Here is a 21,226-nt window from a genome sequence, read left to right as displayed (position 1 = left end):
CACCCATCATGGAATTTTTCCGCATCAAGCGTGACATCCCGTTCATGCGTTACGCGTTGGTTTTCAACGCGATCTCCTTCCTGACCTTCGCCGTCGCGGTCTTCTTCATCCTGACCCGTGGGCTACACCTGTCCATCGAGTTCACCGGCGGCTCGGTCATCGAAACCCGCTACGCCCAAACGGCGGACGTGGCCAAGGTGCGCGCCACCGTCGAGGCCTTGAACTACGGTGAGGTACAGGCGCAGAACTTTGGCACCTCGCGCGATGTGCTGATCCGCCTGCCACTGCGCGGTGAGATGAAGCAGACCGAGGTCGTCGCCAACGTGTTCGGTGCCTTGTGCAAAGCCGAAGGCGGTCAGATCAGCACGGTTGAGACCGATGGCAAGGGCCCGTCCCAGGTCTGCAAGGCGCCCAATGGCGAGCAGCCCTTGACTCTGCAGCGCAGCGAGTTCGTCGGGCCGCAGGTGGGCGAAGAACTGGTGCACGATGGCCTGATGGCGCTGGGTGCCACCATCGTTGGCATCATGATCTACTTGGCCGTTCGCTTCGAATGGAAGTTCGCCGTCGCCGGCATCATCGCCAACCTGCACGACGTGGTCATCATCCTGGGCTTTTTTGCCTTCTTCCAGTGGGAGTTCTCGCTGTCGGTGCTGGCCGCGGTGCTGGCGGTGCTGGGTTACTCGGTCAACGAATCGGTGGTGATCTTTGACCGTATCCGCGAAGCCTTCCGCAAGTTCCGCAAGCTGAGCACCTCCGAGGTGATCGACCATGCCATCACCAGCACGACCAGCCGCACCATCATCACCCACGGCTCGACCCAGATGATGGTGGTGGCCATGCTGATCTTCGGCGGCCCCACGTTGCACTACTTTGCCTTGGCCCTGACCATCGGCATCCTGTTCGGGATCTACTCGTCGGTGTTCGTGGCGGCGGCCATCGCGATGTGGTTGGGGGTCAAGCGTGAGGACCTGATCACAGGCGCCAAGAAAGACATCGACCCCAACGATCCGAACGCCGGCGCGGTGGTGTAGAGTCCAAAATCGTCCTTCCCTATGAAGCAGCCCCCATGAGTTTTGGTCCCCACCGAGCGCTGGCCTTGACAGCCCGTCTCAGCTTCCTCGAAGCCCTGATCAAAGGGGTGGAGGCGGTGGTGCACGGCTGCGTCGATGGTGCGCGGCAGGCGGCGGCCGAGCCCCAGACCGATCCGGCGACCTACCAGCGCAAGCGCGACCTGATGCTGGAGCTGATGCGCTTGAATTCGGCTTGGCTGGCAGCGCTGGAGCGCCCCCTGCACGATGCCTTGCGTGACCTGCGGGTGGGACGCTCCGTGGGGGTGCGCGCCGCCCTGGGGCCGGCCAACAAGACCGACATCCCTTTGAGCCTGCTGGACGACAGCGATGTCGAGCGGGACCTGGCCGTGGCGCGCCTGGCGCAGATGATCGGTGACCACAACGGATCGGAGTTTTCCGATCTGAACGCCCGTTTGCAGGCCGTGGGTGGGCCGGTGTCCGTCAGCGCGTCCGGGCCAGTCGATGTGCTGATGCCGCACTGGGTGGCGCGGGTCATCGTGGACGCCTGGCTGGAGGTGGGGCTCAACCTGGATCATTGGGCTGAGATCAAGCCCATCCTCATGCACGAGGTGGCGCCTTGGACCCAGGAGGCCTATCACCACGTCAACGGCGTTTTGCTGGAGCATGGTGTTCGCCCCGAAATCGATTTGCGCCCCTTCATCCGGCGAGCCAAGGATGTGGGTGTCACTCAGGCTGGCGCCTTGACGCCCTTGGGTGGGCCCGTGGCGTCCGCCTCTCCGGGCAACACGGGCTCTCCCAGAGGCAACAGCGGCTTGCAGCCGCTGGGGGCCGCTTACGAAGAAACGCGCATGCTCACCCAGACGCCCGAGATGGGGCGCAGCGCGGTGAAAGCCCAGAATGTGCTCGACAAGCTCACCCAGGTGGTGTCGCGCCAGGTGCCCGGATTCGAACCGACCGCGGCCCGGAGCGTCCAAGGCGCCGCCCTGTCACCCGGCTTGGGGCAGGCCATCCAGTCCGTGGGCGAGACTTTGCGCCGCCAAGCGGGCCCGGATGTGGCCGTCAACCCAGCTGAGGCGCTGCAGACGCTTCAGCACAACAAGCAGGCCCTCAAGGAGGCCGCGAGCACGCCCAGCGAGCGCGCCATCATCGAGATCGTGGCCTTGCTGTTTCAAGCCATCCTGACCGAAGAGCGCCTGCCGGCGAGCATCCGCGTGTGGTTCGCACGCCTGCAGATGCCGGTGCTGCGCGTGGCTGTGGCCGAGCCCGATTTCTTTGCCACCACCAGCCATCCCGCGCGCATCCTGATCGACCGCATGGGTGCCTGTGTGATGGGCTTCGCCGGCGAGCGTGCCGAGCAGGCCGATGACGCCCTGCACAAGGAAATCCGGCGTATCGTGCAGGTGATTGAGGCTTATCCGGACACGGGGCGGCGGGTGTTCCAGACCGTGCTGACGGAGTTCGAGCGTTTCCTGGAAACCTATTTTCGCGAAGAGAATCAGGCCAGTCGCCGTGGCGTGTCGCTGGCGCAGCAGGTGGAGCAGCGTGAAACCTGTGCGATCCAGTACACCATCGAGTTGCGCAAGATGCTGGACGGCGTGCCTGTGCACGATGGCGTCCGTGATTTCATGTTCCATGTCTGGGCCGACGTGTTGGCGCACAGCGCCGTGGTCAACGGCCCGACCAGCGAAGCCACCAAGGCCCTGCAGCGTGCCGCCGCCGATCTGATCTGGTCGGCCAGCGCCAAGACCTCGCGCGAAGAGCGGGCGGAGGTGCTGCGCCGCCTGCCCAATTTGCTGAAATCGATCCGGGAGGGCATGGCCCGTTCGGGCCTGCCGCTGGACAAGCAGGACGAGCACATCAAGGCCCTGAACACCGCCTTGGCAGCGGCGTTCTCCGCGCGTTCGGCTGCCATCTCTGCCACACACCTGCAGGCACTCACCGAGCGTCTGGAGGCCCTCGGCGAGGTCTTGCCCGACCTGTCCAAAGTCGAGTTGGACGCGGCCACCTTGCGGGATCTGTCCGGACACGAGAGCGATGCGCTGGAAGTGGTGGCCGAGGGCGGCTCCATGCCCACCCCGGCCATGCTGGCCTGGGCACGCGAGTTGCAGATCGGGTCCTGGTTTGAGCTGGACTATCGCGGCAAGCAAGAGTCCGTGCAACTGGCCTGGTCGGGGCTGCAGCAGCAGTTGCTGTTGTTCGTGACGCCAGCGGGGCGGGGCATCTTGTTCCAGCTGCATCGCCTGGCAGCGTTCCTGCAAGCGGGTTTGCTGGTGCCTCAGGAAGACGAGTCCCTGACCACCCGGGCGACCCGTGCGGCGCTGGCCAAGCTCGACGCGGATCCCACGCGACTGCTCAACTGAGGTGCGACCGGTGCGTCGCCTGATGCCCACGGCGTCGTGAGGCGCCCGCGCTCAGTGCAAGCCGTTCAGCAGCGCTTCGAAATCGCTTTCTTTCACAGGGCGACCCAGGTGATAGCCCTGGGCCTCGTCGCACCCATGATCGCGCAGGAACAGCGCCTGCTCCTGGGTTTCCACCCCCTCGGCCACGATGCCCACCTCCAGACGGTGACCCATGGCGATCAAGGCGGCCACCAGACGGCTGTCGCCGTGAGACTGCGGCACGCCCGTCAGGAAGCTGCGGTCGAGCTTGAAGCGGTCCACCGGCAGTTCACGCAGGTAGGCGAAGCTGGAGTAGCCCACCCCAAAGTCATCGATGGCGATGCTCACGCCCAGGGCCCGCAGTTGGCGCAGCACATCGGCCGCGCGCAAGGACTCACGGACCACCACGCTTTCGGTGATCTCAAGCTCCAGCGCCGTGGGCGGCAAACCGGTATCTTTCAACACGCGAGACACGGTGTCCGCGATGTCTTGCCTGTCCAGCTGCACCGCAGACAGGTTCACCGCGATGCGCAGAGAAAGGCCCGTGGACTGTCGCCAACGGTGCGCGACGGTGCAGGCCTTGCGCAGCACCCATTCACCGATCGAGACGATCAGGCCGGACTCTTCGGCCAGCGGGATGAAGTCTGAAGGCGGGATCAGGCGACCCTGGTGTTCCCAGCGCAGCAGCGCTTCCGCCCCGGTGACCCGCCCTGTGGCGCAATCGAACTGCGGCTGGTAGTGCAGGCGCAACTCGTCACGCTCGAGGGCGTGGTAAAGCTCGTTCTCCAACAGCAGGGTGTCGGCCGAGGGCGAGGCCATGCGCTCGCTGTAGATCTGGATGCGGTTGCGCCCATCGCTCTTGGCCTGGTACATGGCCAGATCGGCATGGCGCATCAGCGTCACGGGGTCGGTGCCGTGCTCGGGGTACAGGGCCAGACCGATGCTGGGGGTGACGCGCAGCTCATGTTCGCCGATCCTGACCGGCGCATTGAACACTTCGTGCACCTTGGCCGCCACCAGTTCGCCATCGGCTTGGGCCTGGATGCGCGGCAGCAACACCACGAACTCATCGCCTCCCAGGCGGGCCACGATGTCGGAGGTGCGCATGGCAGACCGCAGGCGGCGCGAGATCTCGATGAGCACGCTGTCACCAATGTGGTGGCCTAGGCTGTCGTTGATTTTCTTGAAGCGGTCGAGGTCGATGAACATCAAGGCCAGGCAGCCTTTTTCGCGCTGGGCGATGTTCAGGCAGGCCTTGAGTTGCTCTTGCAACATGTTGCGGTTGGGCAGCGAGGTCAATGCGTCGTGCAAGGCCATGTGCTGCAACTGGTGCTCGGCCTCGTGGCGGGCGCTCACGTCGTGCGCCATGAGCAGAAAGCCGGTGCGCGCACCGTATTCATTGCTCAACTCGGTCACGAGAATCTCGGCCATCAGGCTGGTGCCATCGCTGCGCACCATGCGCCACTCGGTGGGCAGGCCGGGTGATTCCTGGGCGAGGTGAGCCACCACGTCCAGATCGGTCACGGGTTGGTTCAGGCGCAGGGCCAACAGGTGCGCGCGCTCGGCCACCTGGGTGGGCTCGAAAAACCGCTGGGTGTTGTGGCGGCCGATCAGGTCGGTCGCGACGCAGCCCAGCAACCGCTCGCCCGCAGGGTTTACGGTCTGGAATGTGCCTTGGCGGTTGAGCACAAAGACCGCATACGGCGCGTTGTGGACGATGATGCGGCGCATCTCGTCGACTTCATTGAGCTGGCGCTGTGCCGCAATGATGGCGCGCTCGGTGGCGTCCTGGGTGCTGAGGTCGCGGAGCAGGCAGAGATACTGGGCCTGCCCTTCGACGTCCATGGCCGTGGTCGACAGACCCAGAGGGAAGTGTTGTCCATTCGCGCGGCGCCCTTCGGTGCGGCGCCCCACGCCGTCGAGCCCCATGTGCTGCAAGTGCAAGAAGGTGTCGAGGTCTTGGCGCGAGCCATTGGGGGCAGCGCCCGGCAAGAGCTTGCTGAGGTGGGCGTGCTGCAACTCGGCTGCCTCGTAGCCGAAGATGCGGGTGATGGCGGCGTTCACGCTGAGGATGTCGCCCGTCGTGGCGACGGTGAGGATGCCTTCCTCGGTGTGGTCGAGTACGGCGCGCAACCGGGCTTCACGGTCGGCGATCTGCTGGTGCAAGGTGTCTGCCAAGGCCGCCGAGCGCTGGTGGCGCCTGGCCCATTGCCGTAGCAACCACCACAAGAGCACCGAGCCTGCCGCCCCGCTCACGAGCAGCACGGTGGCCGAGGGCTGAAACGGAGCCCCGTCGGGGGCGGTGGCTTGCCACCAGGCGGCCAGACTGAGCAACAAGCCGCCAGCGAGCACAACCCAGGCGCTGAGGTGCAGCCTGCGTGCTTCCTGTTCGGTTCTCGTGATCTCGATCCGCATTCGGTGGGTTCCTGCTTAGCACATCAGCTTACATTCAGAGAATGTCGTGCGTCAGTGTGCAGCAGCGAGGAAACCACAAGTAATGCAGGTTTGAAACAAATTGACACAAGAAACAAGGGGTAACCGACCTCGTTTTTGTGACAGATGTCACGTGCGGCGCGCCATCTCCATCAATCGTGCAATCCGCTCCTCGGTGGCCGGGTGCGTCGAGAACAGTCCGCGCAGTCCGCCACCCGACAGCGGATTCATGATCATCATCTGCGCCGTTTCCGGATGGGCCTCGGCCGCGTGCAGCGGGATGCCCTGGGCATAGCGGTGGATCTTGTCGAGGGCGCTGGCCAGGGCGGCCGGGTCGCCGCTGATCTCGGCACCACCGCGGTCGGCTTCGAACTCGCGGGCGCGGCTGATGGCCATCTGGATCACGCTGGCGGCCAGCGGGGCCAGAATGGCGACGGCGATGCCGGCGATCGGGTTGGTGGGGCGACCTTCCTCGTCACGGCCACCGAAGAACATGGCGAAGTTGGCCAGCATCGAGATGGCGCCCGCCATGGTGGCGCTGATGGTGCTGATCAGGATGTCACGGTGTTTAACGTGGGCGAGTTCGTGCGCCATCACGCCACGCAGTTCGCGCTCGGTCAGCACGTTGACGATGCCGGTGGTGGCCGCGACGGCTGCGTGCTCCGGGCTGCGGCCGGTGGCAAAGGCGTTGGGCGCTTGCTCGTCGATCAGATAGACCTTGGGCATCGGGATCTCGGCGCGCTGGGCCAGCTCGCGCACCATGGCGTAGAAGCGCGGCGCGGAGGTTTCATCCACCTCGCGGGCGTTGTACATCTTCAGCACCATCTTGTCCGAGAACCAGTAGCTGAAGAAGTTCATGCCCAGGGCCACGACCAGGGCCAGCATCATGCCGCTGCGGCCGCCGATCATGCTGCCGATGGCCATGAAGAGGGCGGTGATCGCCGCCATCAGGATGGCGGTTTTCATCATGTTGAACATGGTGACGGGTCTCCAGTCTCGATCGGGTTTTCAAGGGCGCGCGGCTTTCAGCCACACACCCTGCTTAGATGTGGATCAAACCACGAGGTTCAAGCCAGGTGGGGCGGCAGCGCGGTGCTTTGCAAAAATTCACGTGCCCGGATCCGCTTGCCGCCGGGTTTTTGCAGCATGTGCAAAGCCAGCGCGCCTTCGCCGCAGGCCACGACCAATTGGTCGCCTTGCGCGTGCAGCACCTGACCTGGCGTGCCGTGTTCGGCCAGGGCCTGGGCGCCCCACACCTTGATCGTCTCCGGGCCCTTGTCGCCGTTCAGCGTGAAGGTACAGCCCGGGAAGGGATCGAAGGCCCGTACGCGGCGTTCGATCGTGGCCGCGGGCAGCGTCCAGTCGATCGCGGCCTCGGCCTTTTCGATCTTGTGGGCATAGGTGACGCCGGCCTCGGGCTGTGGTGTGCGGGTCAGGCCTCCGCAAGCGGCCATCTCCAGCGCTTCGACGATCAGTCGGCCGCCCAGGCTGGCGAGGCGGTCGTGCAGGACGGCCGTGGTGTCGTCCGGACGGATGGCCTCGCGCTCGATCACCAGCATGTCGCCGGTGTCCAAGCCGGCGTCCATCTGCATGATGGTGATGCCGGTTTCCGCGTCACCCGCTTCGATGGCCCGGTGGATGGGGGCGGCGCCGCGCCAGCGTGGCAGCAGCGAGCCGTGGATGTTGAGACAGCCCAGGCGTGGCAGGTCGAGCGTCCACTGCGGCAGGATCAGGCCGTAGGCGGCCACGACCATCACGTCAGGGGCGGCGGCGAGCAGAGCGTCCCGCGAGGCAGCGGCCTCATCGGGGTACTTGCCGTCCAGGCGCAGGCTGTGCGGCTGGCTCACCGCGATGCCATGCTGCTGCGCCAGTTGCTTGACGGGCGAAGCCTGCAGCTTCATGCCGCGGCCGGCCGGGCGGTCAGGCTGGGTGAGCACCAGGGGCACGTCGAACCCGGCGGCCAGGATGGCGGCCAGGGCCTCGCGGGCAAACTCGGGCGTGCCCGCGAACGCCACTTTCATGCGCGCGGCCATCAGGCGCCTTGCTCTTCGCGCTGGCGCTTGACCAGCTTGGTCTTGATGCGGTTGCGCTTGAGCGGCGAGAGGTATTCGACGAACACCTTGCCAGCGAGGTGGTCGAGTTCGTGCTGCACGCACACGGCCAGCAGCTCTTCGCCTTCAAACTCGTAGGTCTCGCCATCGCGGTTGAGGGCGCGCACGCGCACCTTGGCATGGCGGTCCACCTTGTCATAGATGGTGGGCACGGACAGGCAGCCTTCTTCCCACACGATCATCTCGTCGCTGGCCCAGATGATTTCCGGGTTGATCAGCACCAGCGGGTCGTTGCGCTCTTCGCTGGTGTCGATCACGACCACGCGCTCGTGCACATTGATCTGGGTGGCCGCCAGGCCCACCCCTTTGGCGTCGTACATGGTTTCCAGCATGTCGTCGACCAGTTGGCGGATGCGGTCGTCCACCTGTGCCACGGGTTTGGCCACCGTGTGCAGACGGGGATCGGGGTATTGGAGGATGGGCAGCAGAGCCATGGCAGAAACGGACGTGAGCAGAAATTGTGGATGGATCGCAACGACGCAGGGCGTCAGTCGCGGGGGCCTGCAGGTAACTCCGGGCAATTCTCATTGCGACGCCGAAGGATTTGCGGGCAGAATCAAGCGATCATTGACCAGATTTTGCCGAAACTCGGGTATCCGTGTACGGAAAATGCCCTTCGGCAGGTAATTGGAGACTGTTTTCATGACCCAGCGATCGCTGTACCAAGGGCCCGCAAGCGTGTTGCGTGCCGTGCGCGCCCCCCGTGCCTGGAGCCTGGCGCTCTGGACTGCCCTGGGTCTGAGCTTTGGTGTGACGCAGGCGCAAGCCTTCCCCAACTACCCGATCAGCCAGCAGCAGCGCGCCACGGCCCAGCAGGTGGCTCAGGCTGGCGTGCCCCTGTCCGAGTTGGCGCCCAATGCCCCGGACTCGTACACCGTCAAGCGTGGCGACACGCTGTGGGACATTTCCTCGATGTTCCTCAAGTCGCCGTGGCGTTGGCCTGAGTTGTGGGGCATGAACCTGCAGCAAATCCGCAATCCGCACCTGATTTTCCCCGGCCAGTATCTGTATTTGGACAAGAGCAATGGCCGGGCCCGTCTGCGCGTGGGGCAACCCGTCGGCGGTGATACCAAGTTGTCACCGCGCGTGCGCGAAGGTGGCCTGTATGACGCGATCGCGACCGTGCCGCTCCACCTGATCGAGCCGTATTTCAACGAGGCGGTCATTTTCGACAACAGCGACGAGTTGCTGAACGCGCCGCGCGTGGTGGCCACCCAGGAAGGGCGCGTGCTGTTGTCCCGCAACGAGACCGCTTATGTGCGGGGCAACGTGGGCGACTTGCGTGACTGGCGCCTGTTCCGCCAGCCCAAGCCCCTGCGCGATCCCTCGACCAACGAGGTGTTGGGCTATGAGGCCCAGTACGTGGGCACGGTGTCGGTCACGCGTGAAGGCACCGAAGGCACCGGTGCCGACGGCAACACCACCGTCATCCCGTCCACGGTCACGGTCACCAGCATCCGCCAGGAAGCCGGCGTGGGCGACCGCCTGGCACCCGTGCCGCCGCGCGACTTTGACAACCTGGTGCCGCACGCGCCCAGCCAGCCCATGGCCGGTCAGATCGTATCCATTTACGGCGAATCGCTCAATGCGGGCCAAAACCAGATCGTGGCGCTCAACCGGGGCAGCCAGGATGGCATTGAGCGGGGTCATGTGATGGCGCTGTGGCGCGATGGTCGTGTCATCCGCGACACCACTTCGGACCGCAAGGAAACCATCAAGCTGCCGGACGAGCGTCACGGCCTGCTCTTCGTCTTCCGCGTGTTCAACCGCATGTCGTATGCGCTGATCCTGTCCGCACAAGATCCGGTCAAGCGCGGCGATCGTTTCACACAGCCTTGATGGCACGCCCCGATCGGGGCCATTCCCGCGGGCCGTGAGGTCCGCACGAGACACCTGCCGAATGGACAGGGTCTCCCCAGCGCCGGGTGGCATTGCATGGGTTCATGCAGTGCACCGGCGCTGTCACTTTCAGAAAGACAAACATGGAGAGGGAAGAACTGCGCGCGTGGTTGCGCCTGGTGCTGACGCCCCACGTCGGTCCGGTGACCGCGCGAACTTTGCTGCGCAGCCTGGGTTCGCCCCAGGCGGTGTGGGAGGCGGGGCCAGCGGCATGGGCGCGCCTGGTGTCGGCGCGGGAGGCCGCGTCATTGGCGCAGGTCCCACCTGATCTGGACGTGCAATGTGCGGCCACGCTCGCTTGGCTGGATTCGGACCCGGCTGCGACGGATGGCGAGGGCGGGCATCATCTGCTGACCCTGGCCGATGCGCGCTACCCGTCGCGCCTGCTGGAGGTCGCCAATCCACCTTTGCTGCTGTTCGCGCAGGGGCGCTTGAGCCTGCTGCATGCACCGGCCGTGGCGGTGGTGGGCAGTCGTCATCCCACGGCGCAGGGGGCTGACAATGCGCGGGCCTTTGCGCGGGCGCTCAGCGCGGCCGGGGTGACCGTGGTGTCGGGCCTGGCGCGCGGCGTGGACGCTGCGGCGCACGAGGGGGCGTTGGCCGCAGCCGTTGGCGGCACGATCGCGGTCGTGGGCACGGGGCTGGATCAGGTCTACCCGAAAGGGCATGGGCCCTTGTGTCGACGCATTGCCGAGCAGGGCTTGGTGCTCAGCGAGTTCCTGCTGGGGACAGGGCCGTTGCCCTCCAACTTTCCGAAGCGCAACCGCCTGGTGGCGGCGTTGACGCAGGGCACCTTGGTCGTCGAGGCTGCGGTGCAGTCGGGGTCGCTCATCACGGCGCGGCTGGCGCTGGAGATGGGGCGCGAGGTGCTGGCCATTCCTGGCTCCATCCATTCGCCGCAGTCGCGGGGCTGCCATGCCCTGATCCGCCAAGGTGCCAAGCTGGTGGAGACGGCGCAGGATGTGTTGGAGGAGTTGCGGCTGTCAGAGGGGCGGGGCACGCCAGGGGATGCCCAGGGTGCCTTGTCTTGGGACGCCGCCGAGGCGGATGAGGCACCGACGGATCCGGTGTTGCAGGCCATGGGCTTTGACCCGGTCAGCCAGGAAGCGCTGTCGGCTCGCACCGGCTGGGGGCCTGCCGAGTTGGGCGCACGTTTGCTGGAGTTGGAGTTGTTGGGGCAGGTGGCGAGGTTGCCTGGTCAGCTGTTCCAGCGCGTGGGGGCCGCCTGAGCCCGTACCGCGCCCGTTCCGACGTTGATCGGGGCGCGGCGTGTGGGAGGGCCTGGTCGCGCAGGGCCTGGCCCATCTTGCGATAATGGTCGGGTGACCATCATCCAGAACCTGGGCCTGGTGCCCTACGAGCCCACGATGCAGGCCATGCAGGCCTTCACCGAGCAACGCACGGACGACACCCCCGACGAGATCTGGGTGTGTCAGCACCCGCCGGTGTTCACCCAGGGCCTGGCCGGCAAGGCCGACCACGTGCTGTTCAACCCCGAGGGGCCCGACCACATCCCGGTGGTGCAGACCAACCGTGGCGGACAGGTGACCTATCACGGGCCCGGGCAGGTGGTGGCCTATCCGCTGCTGGACCTGCGCCGGCGCGGCTATTTCGTCAAGGAATACGTGTATCGCCTGGAGGAGGCGGTGATCCGCACGCTGATGCATGTCGGGGTCACCGGTCACCGTGTGGCGGGGGCGCCGGGCATCTATGTGCGGCTGAGCGATCCGTTTGCCCACGCGGCCTTGAGCACGCCGGCGCATCCCGATGACCCCTTCCGAGGCTTGGGCAAGGTGGCGGCGCTGGGCATCAAGGTGAGCCGCCATTGCACCTACCACGGTGTCTCGCTCAATGTGGCGATGGACCTGAGTCCGTTCCAGCGCATCAACCCCTGTGGTTATGCCGGGCTCGCCACGGTGGACCTGGCCTCGCTGGGTGTGCAGGTGGATCCGTGGGAGATCGCGGCGGTGCTGGCGGCGCAACTGGACGCACGTCTGGCTGCTTGACGGCGTGTTGCTTGCGCCCTCTTTGACCTCGATCGCCCCGGAAAAAGGACAGATCGGCTAAAGTGATGGACTGGCCGTGCTACCCGCGGCGGCCTGTGTCAGCCGCGGTCGCCTATCCGGCGGCCGTGCCCACCTAGAAATCGCGCCATGACCACTGAACGCACCTCTGCCACTCCGGCTGCCGAGCAGCCTGTCGCCTACGACCCCACGGCCAAGCAAAAGGCCCAGGCCAAGACGGCCCGCATCCCCATCAAGGTGGTGCCGGCGGGCGAGGTGCTCAAGAAGCCCGACTGGATTCGCGTCAAGGCCGGCTCGCCCAGCACGCGCTTCTACGAAATCAAGAACATCCTGCGCGAGCACAAGCTGCATACCGTGTGCGAAGAGGCCTCCTGCCCGAACATCGGTGAGTGCTTCGGCCATGGCACGGCCACGTTCATGATCATGGGCGACAAGTGCACGCGCCGCTGCCCCTTCTGCGACGTGGGCCACGGCCGGCCTGACCCGCTGGATGTCAACGAACCGGCCAACCTGGCCAAGACGATCGCGGCGCTCAAGCTCAAGTACGTCGTGATCACCTCGGTGGACCGCGACGACCTGCGCGACGGCGGCGCTGGTCACTTCGTCGAGTGCATCAAGCAGATCCGCGCGCAATCGCCCGCCACCCGCATCGAGATCCTGGTGCCGGATTTCCGCGGGCGTGATGACCGCGCGCTGGAGATCCTCAAGGCCGCACCGCCCGATGTGATGAACCACAACCTGGAAACCGCGCCGCGCCTGTACAAGGAAGCGCGCCCGGGCTCCGACTATCAGTTCAGCCTGAACCTACTCAAGAAGTTCAAGGCTCTGTTCCCCGAGATCCCAACCAAGAGCGGCATCATGGTGGGTCTGGGCGAAACCGACGAAGAGGTGCTGCAGGTGATGCGCGACATGCGCGCGCACGACATCGACATGATCACCATCGGGCAGTACCTGGCGCCGTCCGGGCACCACCTGCCGGTACGCCGTTACGTGCACCCCGATACCTTCAAGATGTTCGAGGAAGAGGCCCGCAAGATGGGCTTCACCCACGCGGCCGTGGGCGCGATGGTGCGCAGTTCGTACCACGCTGACCAGCAGGCCATTCAGGCGGGGGTACAGGTCTGATCCGGCCACCGTCCGACGCATGACAAAGGGGAGCCTGGTGGCTCCCCTTTGTTTTGGGTGTGTGGGTGGGCTGGGGGTCAGGCAAACCAAGACAGGATGCGCTGCCACAGCTTCTTGAAGAAGCCGGCTTCTTCCACCGGCTCCAGCGCCACCAGGGCCTGTTCGCCTTGCGGCTGGCCATCCAGGGTGACGACGATCTTGCCCAGCACGGCACCCTTGGCGATCGGGGCCGTGATCTCGGGATTCAGCTTCACTTCGGTCTTGACCTGGGCCGCCTGGCCACGCGGCACCGTCATCACGACATCTTGCAGTGGCCCGATGTTGACCTGGTCCACCTTGCCAAAGCGCACGGGCACGCTTTGGACCGTGGCGCCGCCCTGTACCGGGCGGATGTTTTCATAGCTGGCGAAGGCCCAGTTGAACAGGGCGCGGGTCTGGTCGGCACGGGCCTGCATGCTGTTGGTGCCCATCACCACAGTGATGAGGCGCTGGCCGTTGCGCTTGGCCGAGGCGGTCAGGCAGAAGCCGGCCTCGCTGGTGTGGCCCGTCTTCAGGCCGTCCACCGTGGGGTCGGTGTAAAGCAGGGCGTTGCGGTTGCCTTGCTTGATGCCGTTGTAGGTGAAGTCCTTCTCGGCGTAGATGCTGTAGTACTCTGAGCTGTCGTGGATGATGGCGCGCGCCAGGATGGCCAGGTCGCGGGCCGAGGCCTTGTGTGACGGGTCGGGCAGGCCGGTGGCGTTCATGAAGTGGGTGTTCTTCATGCCCAGGCGCTTGGCCTCGTTGTTCATCATGGCCGCGAACGCGGGCTCGTTGCCGGCCAGGTGCTCGGCCACGGCCTTGGAGGCGTCGTTGCCCGATTGCACGATGATGCCGCGCAGCATGTCGAGCACCGAGGCCGAACCATGCAGCGGCAGGTACATGCAGGACTCCGAGCTGGTGCCGCGGCACCAGGCGTATTCGCTCACCTGCACCATGTCGGTGGGCTTGAGTCGACCGGACTTCAAGGCCTGCTCGACGATGTAGCTGGTCATCATCTTGGTCATCGAGGCCGGCGGCAGCGGCGCATCGGCATTGGACTCGGCCAGCACGCGGCCCGAGTCAAAGTCCATCACGATGAAGGCCTTGTTCTCCAGCGTGGGCGGAGGCGCCACCGGGGCGGCTTGGGTCGAGGTGAGGAAACCGGTGAGGAGCGCCAGGGCGGCGAGCGGACGAAGGGACAAGCGCGAGAGGCGGGGCGAGAGCTGGGTCATGGGAATCGGTCCGGGCAGTCATGCCGCTTGCGGCGGCCAAAAGACCATTGTCGCAAAACTGACTCGCTCCATCGCCCCGTCAGCCCCCAGAACCGACCTTCCAGGCCGGGTTTCACACGTCTTTACATGTGGACAGGGTCTGAGAGTACTGGATCATGGCCTTGAACACGGCCAGGTTGTTGCGCAGCAGGTCTTCCATGGGTGCCTTGCAGCGGTCGATCACCCATTGGGTGGCCAGGCGTGTGCTGGCGCCGACCAGGGCGCTCGCCAGCATGCGGTGATCGAGACCGTGGCGATCCAGATGGGGGAACATCTGCTGCATGAAGCCGGTGATCAGGTGAGCGAAGTCCTGGGTGGCCTGATCGGTCACAGTGGTCATGCCTTCGCCGACCGTCGGGGCATCGACCAGGGCCACGCGTGCGCGCCGCGGGTCGTCGCGCACGAAGGTCAGGAAGGTTCGCAGGGCGGCTTCGGCGAGCTTCTCTGGCTCGGGCTGGCATTGTGCCAAGGCCAGGATGGTGGCCTGCATCAGTTCGCGGTTGACGGCGATGTACACGGCGCGAAAGAGCGCCTCCATGCTGTCAAAGGATTCGTAGAAATAGCGCGAGGTCAGTTGCGCCTGGCCACACACGTCGCGAACGGTGGAGTGGTGATAGCCCTGGTCGCCAAAGACCACCAGCCCGGCCTCGATCAGTTTGGCGTGACGTTGGCGCTGGCGCTCTTGCGGATCCACGCCGCCGTATCGCCGTCCCGAAGCCCCCGCAGTAGAGGGGGGCGCAGGGTTTTCCCGATTTTTGGAAACAGACATTGTCAAATAGTATTTTTGAAACTGATCGTTGTCAAATGAGTCGCGAGTTGTCTCGGGGCATTCAACACACCGCATCTTGCCCCACGTGAGGGGCGGTGCCAACTTGGTGAGTGCCGCGATCGTCACTGTGCCCTTCAATTGAGGGGCGCAGGGTGCCAGACAGTGCGACCCCAACCGGACCCACAGAGACCGATGAAAGATTTCAAAAACAAAGTGGCGGCCATCACCGGCGCAGCATCGGGCATGGGGCGCACCCTGGCCGTGCAATTGGCACAGCGCGGCTGTCATCTGGCTCTGAGCGATGTCAACGAGGCGGGCCTGGCAGAGACGGCCCAACTGGTGCGTCAGCATGGCGTGAAGGTCACGACGGTCAAGTTGAACGTGGCCGACCGTGAGGCGATGAATGCGTGGGCGGACCAGGTGGTGCGCGACCATGGCAAGGTCAACCTGATCTTCAACAACGCCGGGGTGGCTTTGGGCGCCTTCCTGGAGACCGTCAAGCCCGCTGACTTCGAGTGGATCATGGGCATCAACTTCTGGGGCGTGGTGTGGGGTACGCAGGCTTTCCTGCCGCACATCAAGCGCGCGGGCGAGGGGCATGTCATCAACACCTCCAGCCTGTTTGGGCTGCTGGCGCTGCCCACCCAGGGCACCTACAACGCCAGCAAGTTCGCGGTGCGCGGCTTCACCGAGGCCCTGCGCCAGGAGCTGGACCTGGAGAAGTGCGGCGTGAGTGCCACCTGTGTGCACCCTGGCGGCATCCGCACCAACATTGCCCGCGATGCGCGCATGGACCACAGCATCGAGGCCCGCACTGGCAGCAGCGCCCAGGCAGCCAAGGCTCGCTTTGACAAACTGCTCAACACCACCACGGCTGAGAGCGCAGCCCGGCAGATCATCAAGGCCGTGGAGCGTAACCAGCGGCGTGTCTTGGTGGGACCGGATGCCAAGTTCCTCGACAAGGTGGTGCGCCTGTGCGGCAGCTGGTATCAACCGCTCACCACGCACTTTGCCAAAAAGGGCATGCTCGGTTGAGCGCCCGCATCGCCACTGTTTCAGGAGACCCCCATGACCACGGCCACCCTTGTTGCATCGACCTCAGATTCGGATGTCCGCCAAGCGGGCGCGGTCCGTCATTACGATCCTCCTGAGGGGGCGCGTGAGGCCCTCATGGCCGCGCTGATGCGAGGGGCGCTGCGCATGAGCCTCAAGCCCTTTCTGGGGCCACCCTGGCCGTTTGCGGTGCAACGTGCTGCGCTGTTGATGGGGTCCAGTCTGATGCCGCAGGACGGGCGCGCTCATGTGGAGGCCGATCGCATCGCCCACATCCCGGTGGAGCGCATCCGTCCCCGGACGGGGCAACGTCCGCGTCATGCGGTGCTGTACATGCACGGTGGTGCCTTTGTGGCCGGGAGCCCACGCACGCATCGCAGCATCACGCGGCGTTTGTGTGCATTGACCGGGGCCGAGGTGTTGGTGCCGCATTACCGTTTGGCGCCGGAGCATCCGTTCCCCGCTCAGATCGAAGATGGGGTGTTGGCCTACAAGCAGTTGTTGGCCGAGGGCTATCCGGCAGAGCGACTGGCCATTGCCGGCGACTCGGCTGGCGGACACCTCACGTTGATGGTGACCGTGGCCTTGCGTGCGGCCGGATTGCCCCTGCCTGCCTCCATGGTGATGATGTCGCCGGCCTTCAGCCTGCAACCTTTGCCCAACACCACGGCCTACGAGCGCGAATCACGCGATCCCATGATTCGCCAGGGCTGGGCGCTGGATGTGGAGCGTGCCTTGCGTGTCCCCCATGAGCACCCCCTGGCCGATCCGATGCAGCAGGATCTGCGTGGCCTGCCACCAGCCCTGGTGCAGGTGGGCGATGACGAGGTGCTCTTTGACAATGCCGTCTGGTACAACGACGCAGCCACACGGGCTGGCTCACACAGTGAGCTGGAGATTTACCTCAAGCGCTGGCATGTGTTCCAGGCGCACGCGGGTTTGATGAGCAGCGCGGATCAGGCCTTGGCGCGTCAGGCGGAGTTCTTGCAGCGTTGCTGGCGAGTTTGAGCGGGTACACGACTGGCCTGCACCTCAGCCGATAGGCTGAATGTCGAAGGCGGAGAAGTGATTGGCCAAGTGCATGGCGTTGGCCAACTCATACTCGGTCTTGCTCAGCGCACCGTAGGCGAAGTGCGGATGCAGCGGACCAGTGTGCCGGTGAAAAGCGGTGATGACACCGTGCAGATGCGTCAACGCGGCGTGTGGGTCAATGGCAGGCTCCAGGGCTGGCGCGCCCGGGATAGGTTCGCTCAGGTCATGTTGCATGCGCCCTTGCCACGCGAAGAGCTGAAACGCTGCCGCGCCCACCGTGCGCTGGAACAGCGGGGACTTGGCTTGCGGAAACCCCGTCAGGGCAAAGTGAATGCTTTGCGCACAGTGGGTGAGGGTGGCTGACCAGGTCCAGGCTGCGGTTTGTGTTCGCTCGGCTAACGCGGCCAGCCGATCCAGCTCGTGCTGTGCCTCGGACAGCGTGCTGAAGCGCAGATCGCGCAGGCGTGGCTGTGACTGACATCCCGTGGCGAGGAGTCCGAAGGCTGCCGCCGACGCGACACTGGCGGTCAGGAATTGGCGACGTGGCAAATGTGGCGTGTGCATGCGTGTGCTTGTGACGACGACAGTGTCGCCGTCGTGTTGGAAGCCCCTGGTGGGGGCCGATGGGGCCAATCACTCGGGACGGCGGGCACGGTGTTCGTGCATCTGAAGCGCCCATTCCCATGTGTCGTTGAAGGTCAGAGGGTAGCCGATCGGCATGTAGCTGTCAGGTGTTCTGGCCTGCCAAATGGGTTTGTCCGCACAACGCTTGCCGCCCCCTTCGTAGGATTGCAACTCGACGATGGCGGTACGGGTCATATTCAGCATCGACGCGCTATCGGGGATGTAGAGCGGGTCGCCAACGCGCATGCTGGCTTTCATGACCGCCCGTCCGAGCGTGGGGGCGTACCAAAAGTGAGTGATGGTCCAACCGACCACGCGTGCGTCCTTGGCATCGCCCTTGCGCTCAATGGGGCCCGGTGTCAGCGCCCGGGGATTGGACTTGACCCAGCCTGCTTCTCGCACGATGTGCAGTACCCGGAAGCGACCCGCCGCCACGTCAATGGTCTCGATCCCGAGCACCTTGCTGTGGGCATTCTCCTCGTAGTCATACCGATAGTGTTCGTAGCGTGAGCGGAACTCCCCCTCTTCCTCAAATGTGTCTTCCCAGCTGTCGCCCACCTTGACTGGAAAGCGAATCAGGGTCATTTGCCCCTTGCGGATGGGGTTGGGCGCTGCGTACGTGGAGGCCACCTCGACGTGCTCTCCGCCGCCATCGATCGCATAGACGTTCTCGTCCTTGGTTGTTCGGGTGAGCGTCAAATGAGTGGGGGCGATGCCTTGGCCGGCGATGTACGTCCAGGTGGAGCCCTGGCGCGTGGCGGGAGCCGGCACCGGCTTGCCCTCATCCCAGTTCATCACGCGGCACGTTGGGGGTTGTGCGGGGTGTGGGGAACGTGTGGCATCAGCGTATGCAGGCGTGCACAGGATGGCTCCGAGTGTCAGAACAATGAGCGTGGCATGACGCCAAGTTTCGGTGATCAAAGGCATGTAGTCTTGTTTATGGAGAAGTTGTGACCACCCGGCTGCAGGGTGCGCACGGTGGCCGCCCCTTCAAAGCGCTTGCGCTCGGCCTGCAGGCTTTGCTGCCAGATCAGCACGCGACGTTCGGCTTGGACCGGGGTTTCGTAGGCGTAGGTGCCGGGTTGGTCCACATGTGCCAAGTGCATGGGCTGCGCGTGGTCGGCGTCTGCTTCCGCGCTGGCGGCGTGGCTGCTCACGGTGCGGTAGTCCCAGCTGGCGCTGTGCACGCTGCTGCTCGCGACCTGGCGGTGGCCATGCCAGCGGGTGATGCTGTCTTCCTTGAGCACGGCGCCGGGCTGGGTGTAGCGGATGCGGGGCTGCGCGTTGGGCTGGAAAGCACCGTTGTGGTCGGCAATCACCAGGGTGTGGGTGCCGAGGGTGCGCGGCTCGCTCGGGTCGCCTTGGTGAAGCCTAGATCTCGCAGACGAGGCCGTGTCTCTGGCATGTGTGCGGTCCTCAATCACCCAAAATCAGATCGTATCGGGTTCGCAGGGTGTTGACGGCCCGAACGATGCCTTCACATAACTCGTCGGTGTCCCGTGTTTGTCCGCGCTTGATGGCGAGCGATAAGTGGGCAATGTGCGCACCGATTTCTGGGTCGATGTCTGCGGAGTACGTGGTCTCTTCCTTCATCTCCAGCACCTGATCTGACGCGAGGCCGAGCTCTGTGGCGACCGCTCGCTGAAGGAGGCTGATGGCGCCACGTGCGTGAGAGGCGGGGGCGGGCTGTGCAGATTTGGCTCTTACATACACGCTATCGAAGTAGACACGAAGGTCCTCGTTGATCGTGAGTTCATCGTCAGGGATGACGAGTTCAATCCATGGCTCCGCCATTCCTGCTGACATGACCGCCAGGGTCTGAGGTGGGTAGCCGTGGATCTGACGTTGCCCGAGTTTGCGGTGACGCAGCATGAACCAAGCAATCAATGGCCCTAGCCAAGTGAGCAGGGTGATGGCCGTGAAGATGCCGCTGGGATGGTCGGGTTGCGCCCGCGCCATGTACAACATGCCGATAAGGTTGCCGAGCACGAAAATGCCCAGTGCCGCCGCAGCACGTTGCCAGCGGCTGCGAGGGGCCGTCAATGAGGCGAGGTGAGTCTCTTGGGCGGGTGGGTGTAGGCGAGAAGCCCGTGGGTGAAGCGGCCCGAGGTCGTATTCTTGGGCGAGCGTGTCGTGGGGCTCAGGGTGAGTGGGGGTCGCGTGTTGTGCGCTGATGCGCTCTGGCGACGGGCTTGCCGCGGGGCCGGGGTGCACCGTGAGCTTGTCGAGTGCTGAAGCGTAGTCGCCGTTGCGGATGTCCATGGGTGTCGGGGCAAGTGCTATGTGGTTGTGTCGCGTTCGTGGCAGGTCCCGGTGGCATTTGGCTCGAGGTGCCATGCATCTTCCATCAGGGGGCGGCCATTGCCTTCTACGGTGATGCTTGAGCAAGATTACTTGGTCAATACACTTGCCTGATTAGAAACGTGCCTCAGCATGCGACCTGACCGTCTTTTCCTTGATGGGCTTTGCTCTCACGACGTCGACGATGAGACTTGCGACCAGACCACGCAGATCGAAGCGGCGGTTGAACCTGTAGGCGAAGCCAGCAAGGTAGTGCTCGGCGTACTTGCGGTAGTTCAGGGCATGGAAGGCTCCGGCCAACGTGGTCTTGAGATTGCCCAGCACGGTGTTGACCCACTTGAAGCTGGGCAGGTCGCGCGGCTTGAGGGAGCCGACCACCATCGGGAGGTGAAGGCAACCGGCATCGGCCACCGCACTGAAGCAGGCCAAACCATCGCTGTGCACGCTGGTGCCCGGTGCCAGATTGGACTTGGCCCACTTGCTGATCGCTTCAGAGGTGAACCCTCTGACCACATTGAGCTTGATGAACATCGGATGCCCGTGATCATTGACCGAGACAGCCGCGACAAAGGGGACCTTGTTCTCGGAGCCCCGACCGACTTTGCCGCCTGTGCGCTCGCCTCCGAGGTAAGCGTCATCGAGTTGCACCGTGCCGCTGAGTTGGTGGGTGGCGTCTTGCGAGGCCATGGCCCGGTTGATCTTCTGATGCAACAGCCAGGCAGTGGGATAGCTCACGCCAAGCTGACGCTTGAGCGCCAGGGCAGACAGGCCGGTTTTGGCCTGACTGATGAGGTAGATGGCCAAGAACCAGGTCGTCAGGGGCAGTTTGGTGTGTGCCATGAGACTGCCTGCGGTCAGGGAGGTCTGATGCCGACAGCCATTGCACTGGAAGAGCTTACGGACACCGTGGCCGACCACATAGTGATCACTGCTGGAGCAGCGCGGACAGCGAAATCCCTCAGGCCAGCGCGCGGCCTTGATCGCTTCGGCGCACTGTGCCTCGGTGCCAAAGCTACGAAGGAATTCCGGAATCGACATGCCGTGCTGGAACTGAATCTGGTTGAAGGCCATGGTGCTCACCCCACTGTAAGAAGACCACAGATTAGTGAGTCACAAGCTCATGGGGTGAGCCTCGCTGAGGCAGGTTTCTAATCAGG

19 protein-coding genes are annotated in these 21,226 nt (G+C 64.7%); 8 read left to right on the top strand and 11 right to left on the bottom strand.

What is annotated here, in order from left to right:
* Positions 1-8: 8 nt before the first annotated feature.
* Together secF and WIT60_RS14420 are read left to right on the top strand one after the other, a co-directional pair.
* Entirely contained in the window at positions 9-1,031 is a 1,023-nt protein-coding gene (gene secF, locus WIT60_RS14425) for a protein translocase subunit SecF (protein WP_339584583.1), read from the top strand.
* Between the two features lie 35 nt (positions 1,032-1,066).
* On the top strand, positions 1,067-3,391 hold the full coding sequence (locus WIT60_RS14420; RefSeq protein WP_339584582.1) for a DUF1631 family protein: 2,325 nt from the start codon (positions 1,067-1,069) through the stop codon (positions 3,389-3,391).
* A 51-nt stretch (positions 3,392-3,442) separates the two neighbouring features.
* On the opposite strand, the gene WIT60_RS14415 is transcribed toward WIT60_RS14420, so the two are convergent.
* From WIT60_RS14415 to def, 4 genes are all read right to left on the bottom strand, one after another.
* Complete coding sequence (locus WIT60_RS14415) at positions 3,443-5,824, bottom strand: EAL domain-containing protein (RefSeq protein WP_339584581.1); 2,382 nt, start codon at positions 5,822-5,824, stop codon at positions 3,443-3,445.
* A gap of 147 nt (positions 5,825-5,971) precedes the next feature.
* Complete coding sequence (gene htpX, locus WIT60_RS14410; RefSeq protein ID WP_339584580.1) at positions 5,972-6,820, bottom strand: zinc metalloprotease HtpX; 849 nt, start codon at positions 6,818-6,820, stop codon at positions 5,972-5,974.
* A gap of 89 nt (positions 6,821-6,909) precedes the next feature.
* Positions 6,910-7,863, bottom strand: coding sequence for a methionyl-tRNA formyltransferase (gene fmt / locus WIT60_RS14405; protein WP_339584579.1), 954 nt, complete (start codon positions 7,861-7,863; stop codon positions 6,910-6,912).
* An 11-nt stretch (positions 7,864-7,874) separates the two neighbouring features.
* Entirely contained in the window at positions 7,875-8,387 is a 513-nt protein-coding gene (def, locus tag WIT60_RS14400) for a peptide deformylase (RefSeq protein ID WP_339584578.1), read from the bottom strand.
* Between the two features lie 208 nt (positions 8,388-8,595).
* Here def and WIT60_RS14395 point away from each other — a divergent pair, with 208 nt between their 5' ends.
* The 4 genes from WIT60_RS14395 to lipA all read left to right on the top strand — a co-directional run bounded on the left by WIT60_RS14395 (position 8,596) and on the right by lipA (position 13,001).
* Positions 8,596-9,792: a LysM peptidoglycan-binding domain-containing protein gene (locus WIT60_RS14395; RefSeq protein ID WP_339584577.1), complete on the top strand. Its 1,197-nt coding sequence runs from the start codon at positions 8,596-8,598 to the stop codon at positions 9,790-9,792.
* Positions 9,793-9,935: 143 nt separating this feature from the next.
* Positions 9,936-11,081, top strand: a complete 1,146-nt coding sequence (gene dprA, locus WIT60_RS14390) for a DNA-processing protein DprA (RefSeq protein ID WP_339584576.1) — start codon at positions 9,936-9,938, stop codon at positions 11,079-11,081.
* Between the two features lie 93 nt (positions 11,082-11,174).
* Positions 11,175-11,858 carry a lipoyl(octanoyl) transferase LipB gene (lipB, locus tag WIT60_RS14385; protein WP_339584575.1) on the top strand — a complete coding sequence of 228 codons (684 nt, stop codon included), beginning with the start codon at positions 11,175-11,177 and terminating at the stop codon, positions 11,856-11,858.
* Positions 11,859-12,005: 147 nt separating this feature from the next.
* Positions 12,006-13,001, top strand: a complete 996-nt coding sequence (gene lipA / locus WIT60_RS14380) for a lipoyl synthase (protein ID WP_339584574.1) — start codon at positions 12,006-12,008, stop codon at positions 12,999-13,001.
* A 77-nt stretch (positions 13,002-13,078) separates the two neighbouring features.
* Here the strand turns inward: lipA and WIT60_RS14375 are convergent, their stop codons facing one another.
* The gene (locus tag WIT60_RS14375) at positions 13,079-14,251 is read right to left on the bottom strand and encodes a D-alanyl-D-alanine carboxypeptidase family protein (RefSeq protein WP_339584573.1); all 1,173 of its coding nucleotides are present in this window, start codon (positions 14,249-14,251) and stop codon (positions 13,079-13,081) included.
* A gap of 112 nt (positions 14,252-14,363) precedes the next feature.
* Positions 14,364-15,059 (bottom strand): TetR/AcrR family transcriptional regulator, encoded by a 696-nt coding sequence (locus WIT60_RS14370; protein WP_339584572.1) that lies wholly within the window; start codon positions 15,057-15,059, stop codon positions 14,364-14,366.
* A 192-nt stretch (positions 15,060-15,251) separates the two neighbouring features.
* Here WIT60_RS14370 and WIT60_RS14365 point away from each other — a divergent pair, with 192 nt between their 5' ends.
* Positions 15,252-16,094: an SDR family NAD(P)-dependent oxidoreductase gene (locus WIT60_RS14365; protein ID WP_339584571.1), complete on the top strand. Its 843-nt coding sequence runs from the start codon at positions 15,252-15,254 to the stop codon at positions 16,092-16,094.
* Positions 16,095-16,127: 33 nt separating this feature from the next.
* Positions 16,128-17,120 (top strand): alpha/beta hydrolase, encoded by a 993-nt coding sequence (locus WIT60_RS14360; RefSeq protein ID WP_339584570.1) that lies wholly within the window; start codon positions 16,128-16,130, stop codon positions 17,118-17,120.
* A 24-nt stretch (positions 17,121-17,144) separates the two neighbouring features.
* On the opposite strand, the gene WIT60_RS14355 is transcribed toward WIT60_RS14360, so the two are convergent.
* The 5 genes from WIT60_RS14355 to WIT60_RS14335 form a co-directional block, all read right to left on the bottom strand.
* Positions 17,145-17,708 carry a DUF1569 domain-containing protein gene (locus WIT60_RS14355; protein WP_339584569.1) on the bottom strand — a complete coding sequence of 188 codons (564 nt, stop codon included), beginning with the start codon at positions 17,706-17,708 and terminating at the stop codon, positions 17,145-17,147.
* 69 nt (positions 17,709-17,777) lie between these two features.
* A complete protein-coding gene (locus WIT60_RS14350; protein WP_339584568.1) occupies positions 17,778-18,563 on the bottom strand; it encodes a hypothetical protein in 786 nt (261 codons plus the stop codon).
* A gap of 122 nt (positions 18,564-18,685) precedes the next feature.
* The gene (locus tag WIT60_RS14345) at positions 18,686-19,192 is read right to left on the bottom strand and encodes a contractile injection system protein, VgrG/Pvc8 family (protein WP_339584567.1); all 507 of its coding nucleotides are present in this window, start codon (positions 19,190-19,192) and stop codon (positions 18,686-18,688) included.
* Positions 19,185-20,030 (bottom strand): hypothetical protein, encoded by an 846-nt coding sequence (locus WIT60_RS14340; RefSeq protein WP_339584566.1) that lies wholly within the window; start codon positions 20,028-20,030, stop codon positions 19,185-19,187. The genes WIT60_RS14345 and WIT60_RS14340 overlap by 8 nt, the downstream gene beginning before the upstream one ends.
* Before the next feature lie 153 nt (positions 20,031-20,183).
* Positions 20,184-21,140 (bottom strand): IS1595 family transposase, encoded by a 957-nt coding sequence (locus WIT60_RS14335; protein WP_103826989.1) that lies wholly within the window; start codon positions 21,138-21,140, stop codon positions 20,184-20,186.
* Positions 21,141-21,226 lie beyond the last annotated feature (86 nt).

This window comes from Aquabacterium sp. G14, from assembly GCF_037482285.1.
GTDB lineage: Bacteria > Pseudomonadota > Gammaproteobacteria > Burkholderiales > Burkholderiaceae_C > Aquabacterium.
This window is presented reverse-complemented; position numbering and strand designations above follow the sequence as displayed.

Excerpts from the sequence above, each read along its gene's own strand:
- WIT60_RS14365 (WP_339584571.1), top strand. The coding sequence starts at position 15,252 with ATGAAAGATTTCAAAAACAAAGTGGCGGCCATCACCGGCGCAGCATCG.
- WIT60_RS14355 (WP_339584569.1), bottom strand. The coding sequence starts at position 17,708 with ATGCACACGCCACATTTGCCACGTCGCCAATTCCTGACCGCCAGTGTC.
- def (WP_339584578.1), bottom strand. The coding sequence starts at position 8,387 with ATGGCTCTGCTGCCCATCCTCCAATACCCCGATCCCCGTCTGCACACG.
- WIT60_RS14415 (WP_339584581.1), bottom strand. The coding sequence starts at position 5,824 with ATGCGGATCGAGATCACGAGAACCGAACAGGAAGCACGCAGGCTGCAC.
- WIT60_RS14370 (WP_339584572.1), bottom strand. The coding sequence starts at position 15,059 with ATGTCTGTTTCCAAAAATCGGGAAAACCCTGCGCCCCCCTCTACTGCG.
- WIT60_RS14420 (WP_339584582.1), top strand. The coding sequence starts at position 1,067 with ATGAGTTTTGGTCCCCACCGAGCGCTGGCCTTGACAGCCCGTCTCAGC.
- secF (WP_339584583.1), top strand. The coding sequence starts at position 9 with ATGGAATTTTTCCGCATCAAGCGTGACATCCCGTTCATGCGTTACGCG.
- dprA (WP_339584576.1), top strand. The coding sequence starts at position 9,936 with ATGGAGAGGGAAGAACTGCGCGCGTGGTTGCGCCTGGTGCTGACGCCC.
- WIT60_RS14340 (WP_339584566.1), bottom strand. The coding sequence starts at position 20,030 with ATGGACATCCGCAACGGCGACTACGCTTCAGCACTCGACAAGCTCACG.
- WIT60_RS14350 (WP_339584568.1), bottom strand. The coding sequence starts at position 18,563 with ATGAACTGGGATGAGGGCAAGCCGGTGCCGGCTCCCGCCACGCGCCAG.
- lipA (WP_339584574.1), top strand. The coding sequence starts at position 12,006 with ATGACCACTGAACGCACCTCTGCCACTCCGGCTGCCGAGCAGCCTGTC.
- WIT60_RS14375 (WP_339584573.1), bottom strand. The coding sequence starts at position 14,251 with ATGACCCAGCTCTCGCCCCGCCTCTCGCGCTTGTCCCTTCGTCCGCTC.
- WIT60_RS14395 (WP_339584577.1), top strand. The coding sequence starts at position 8,596 with ATGACCCAGCGATCGCTGTACCAAGGGCCCGCAAGCGTGTTGCGTGCC.
- htpX (WP_339584580.1), bottom strand. The coding sequence starts at position 6,820 with ATGTTCAACATGATGAAAACCGCCATCCTGATGGCGGCGATCACCGCC.
- fmt (WP_339584579.1), bottom strand. The coding sequence starts at position 7,863 with ATGAAAGTGGCGTTCGCGGGCACGCCCGAGTTTGCCCGCGAGGCCCTG.
- WIT60_RS14335 (WP_103826989.1), bottom strand. The coding sequence starts at position 21,140 with ATGGCCTTCAACCAGATTCAGTTCCAGCACGGCATGTCGATTCCGGAA.
- WIT60_RS14360 (WP_339584570.1), top strand. The coding sequence starts at position 16,128 with ATGACCACGGCCACCCTTGTTGCATCGACCTCAGATTCGGATGTCCGC.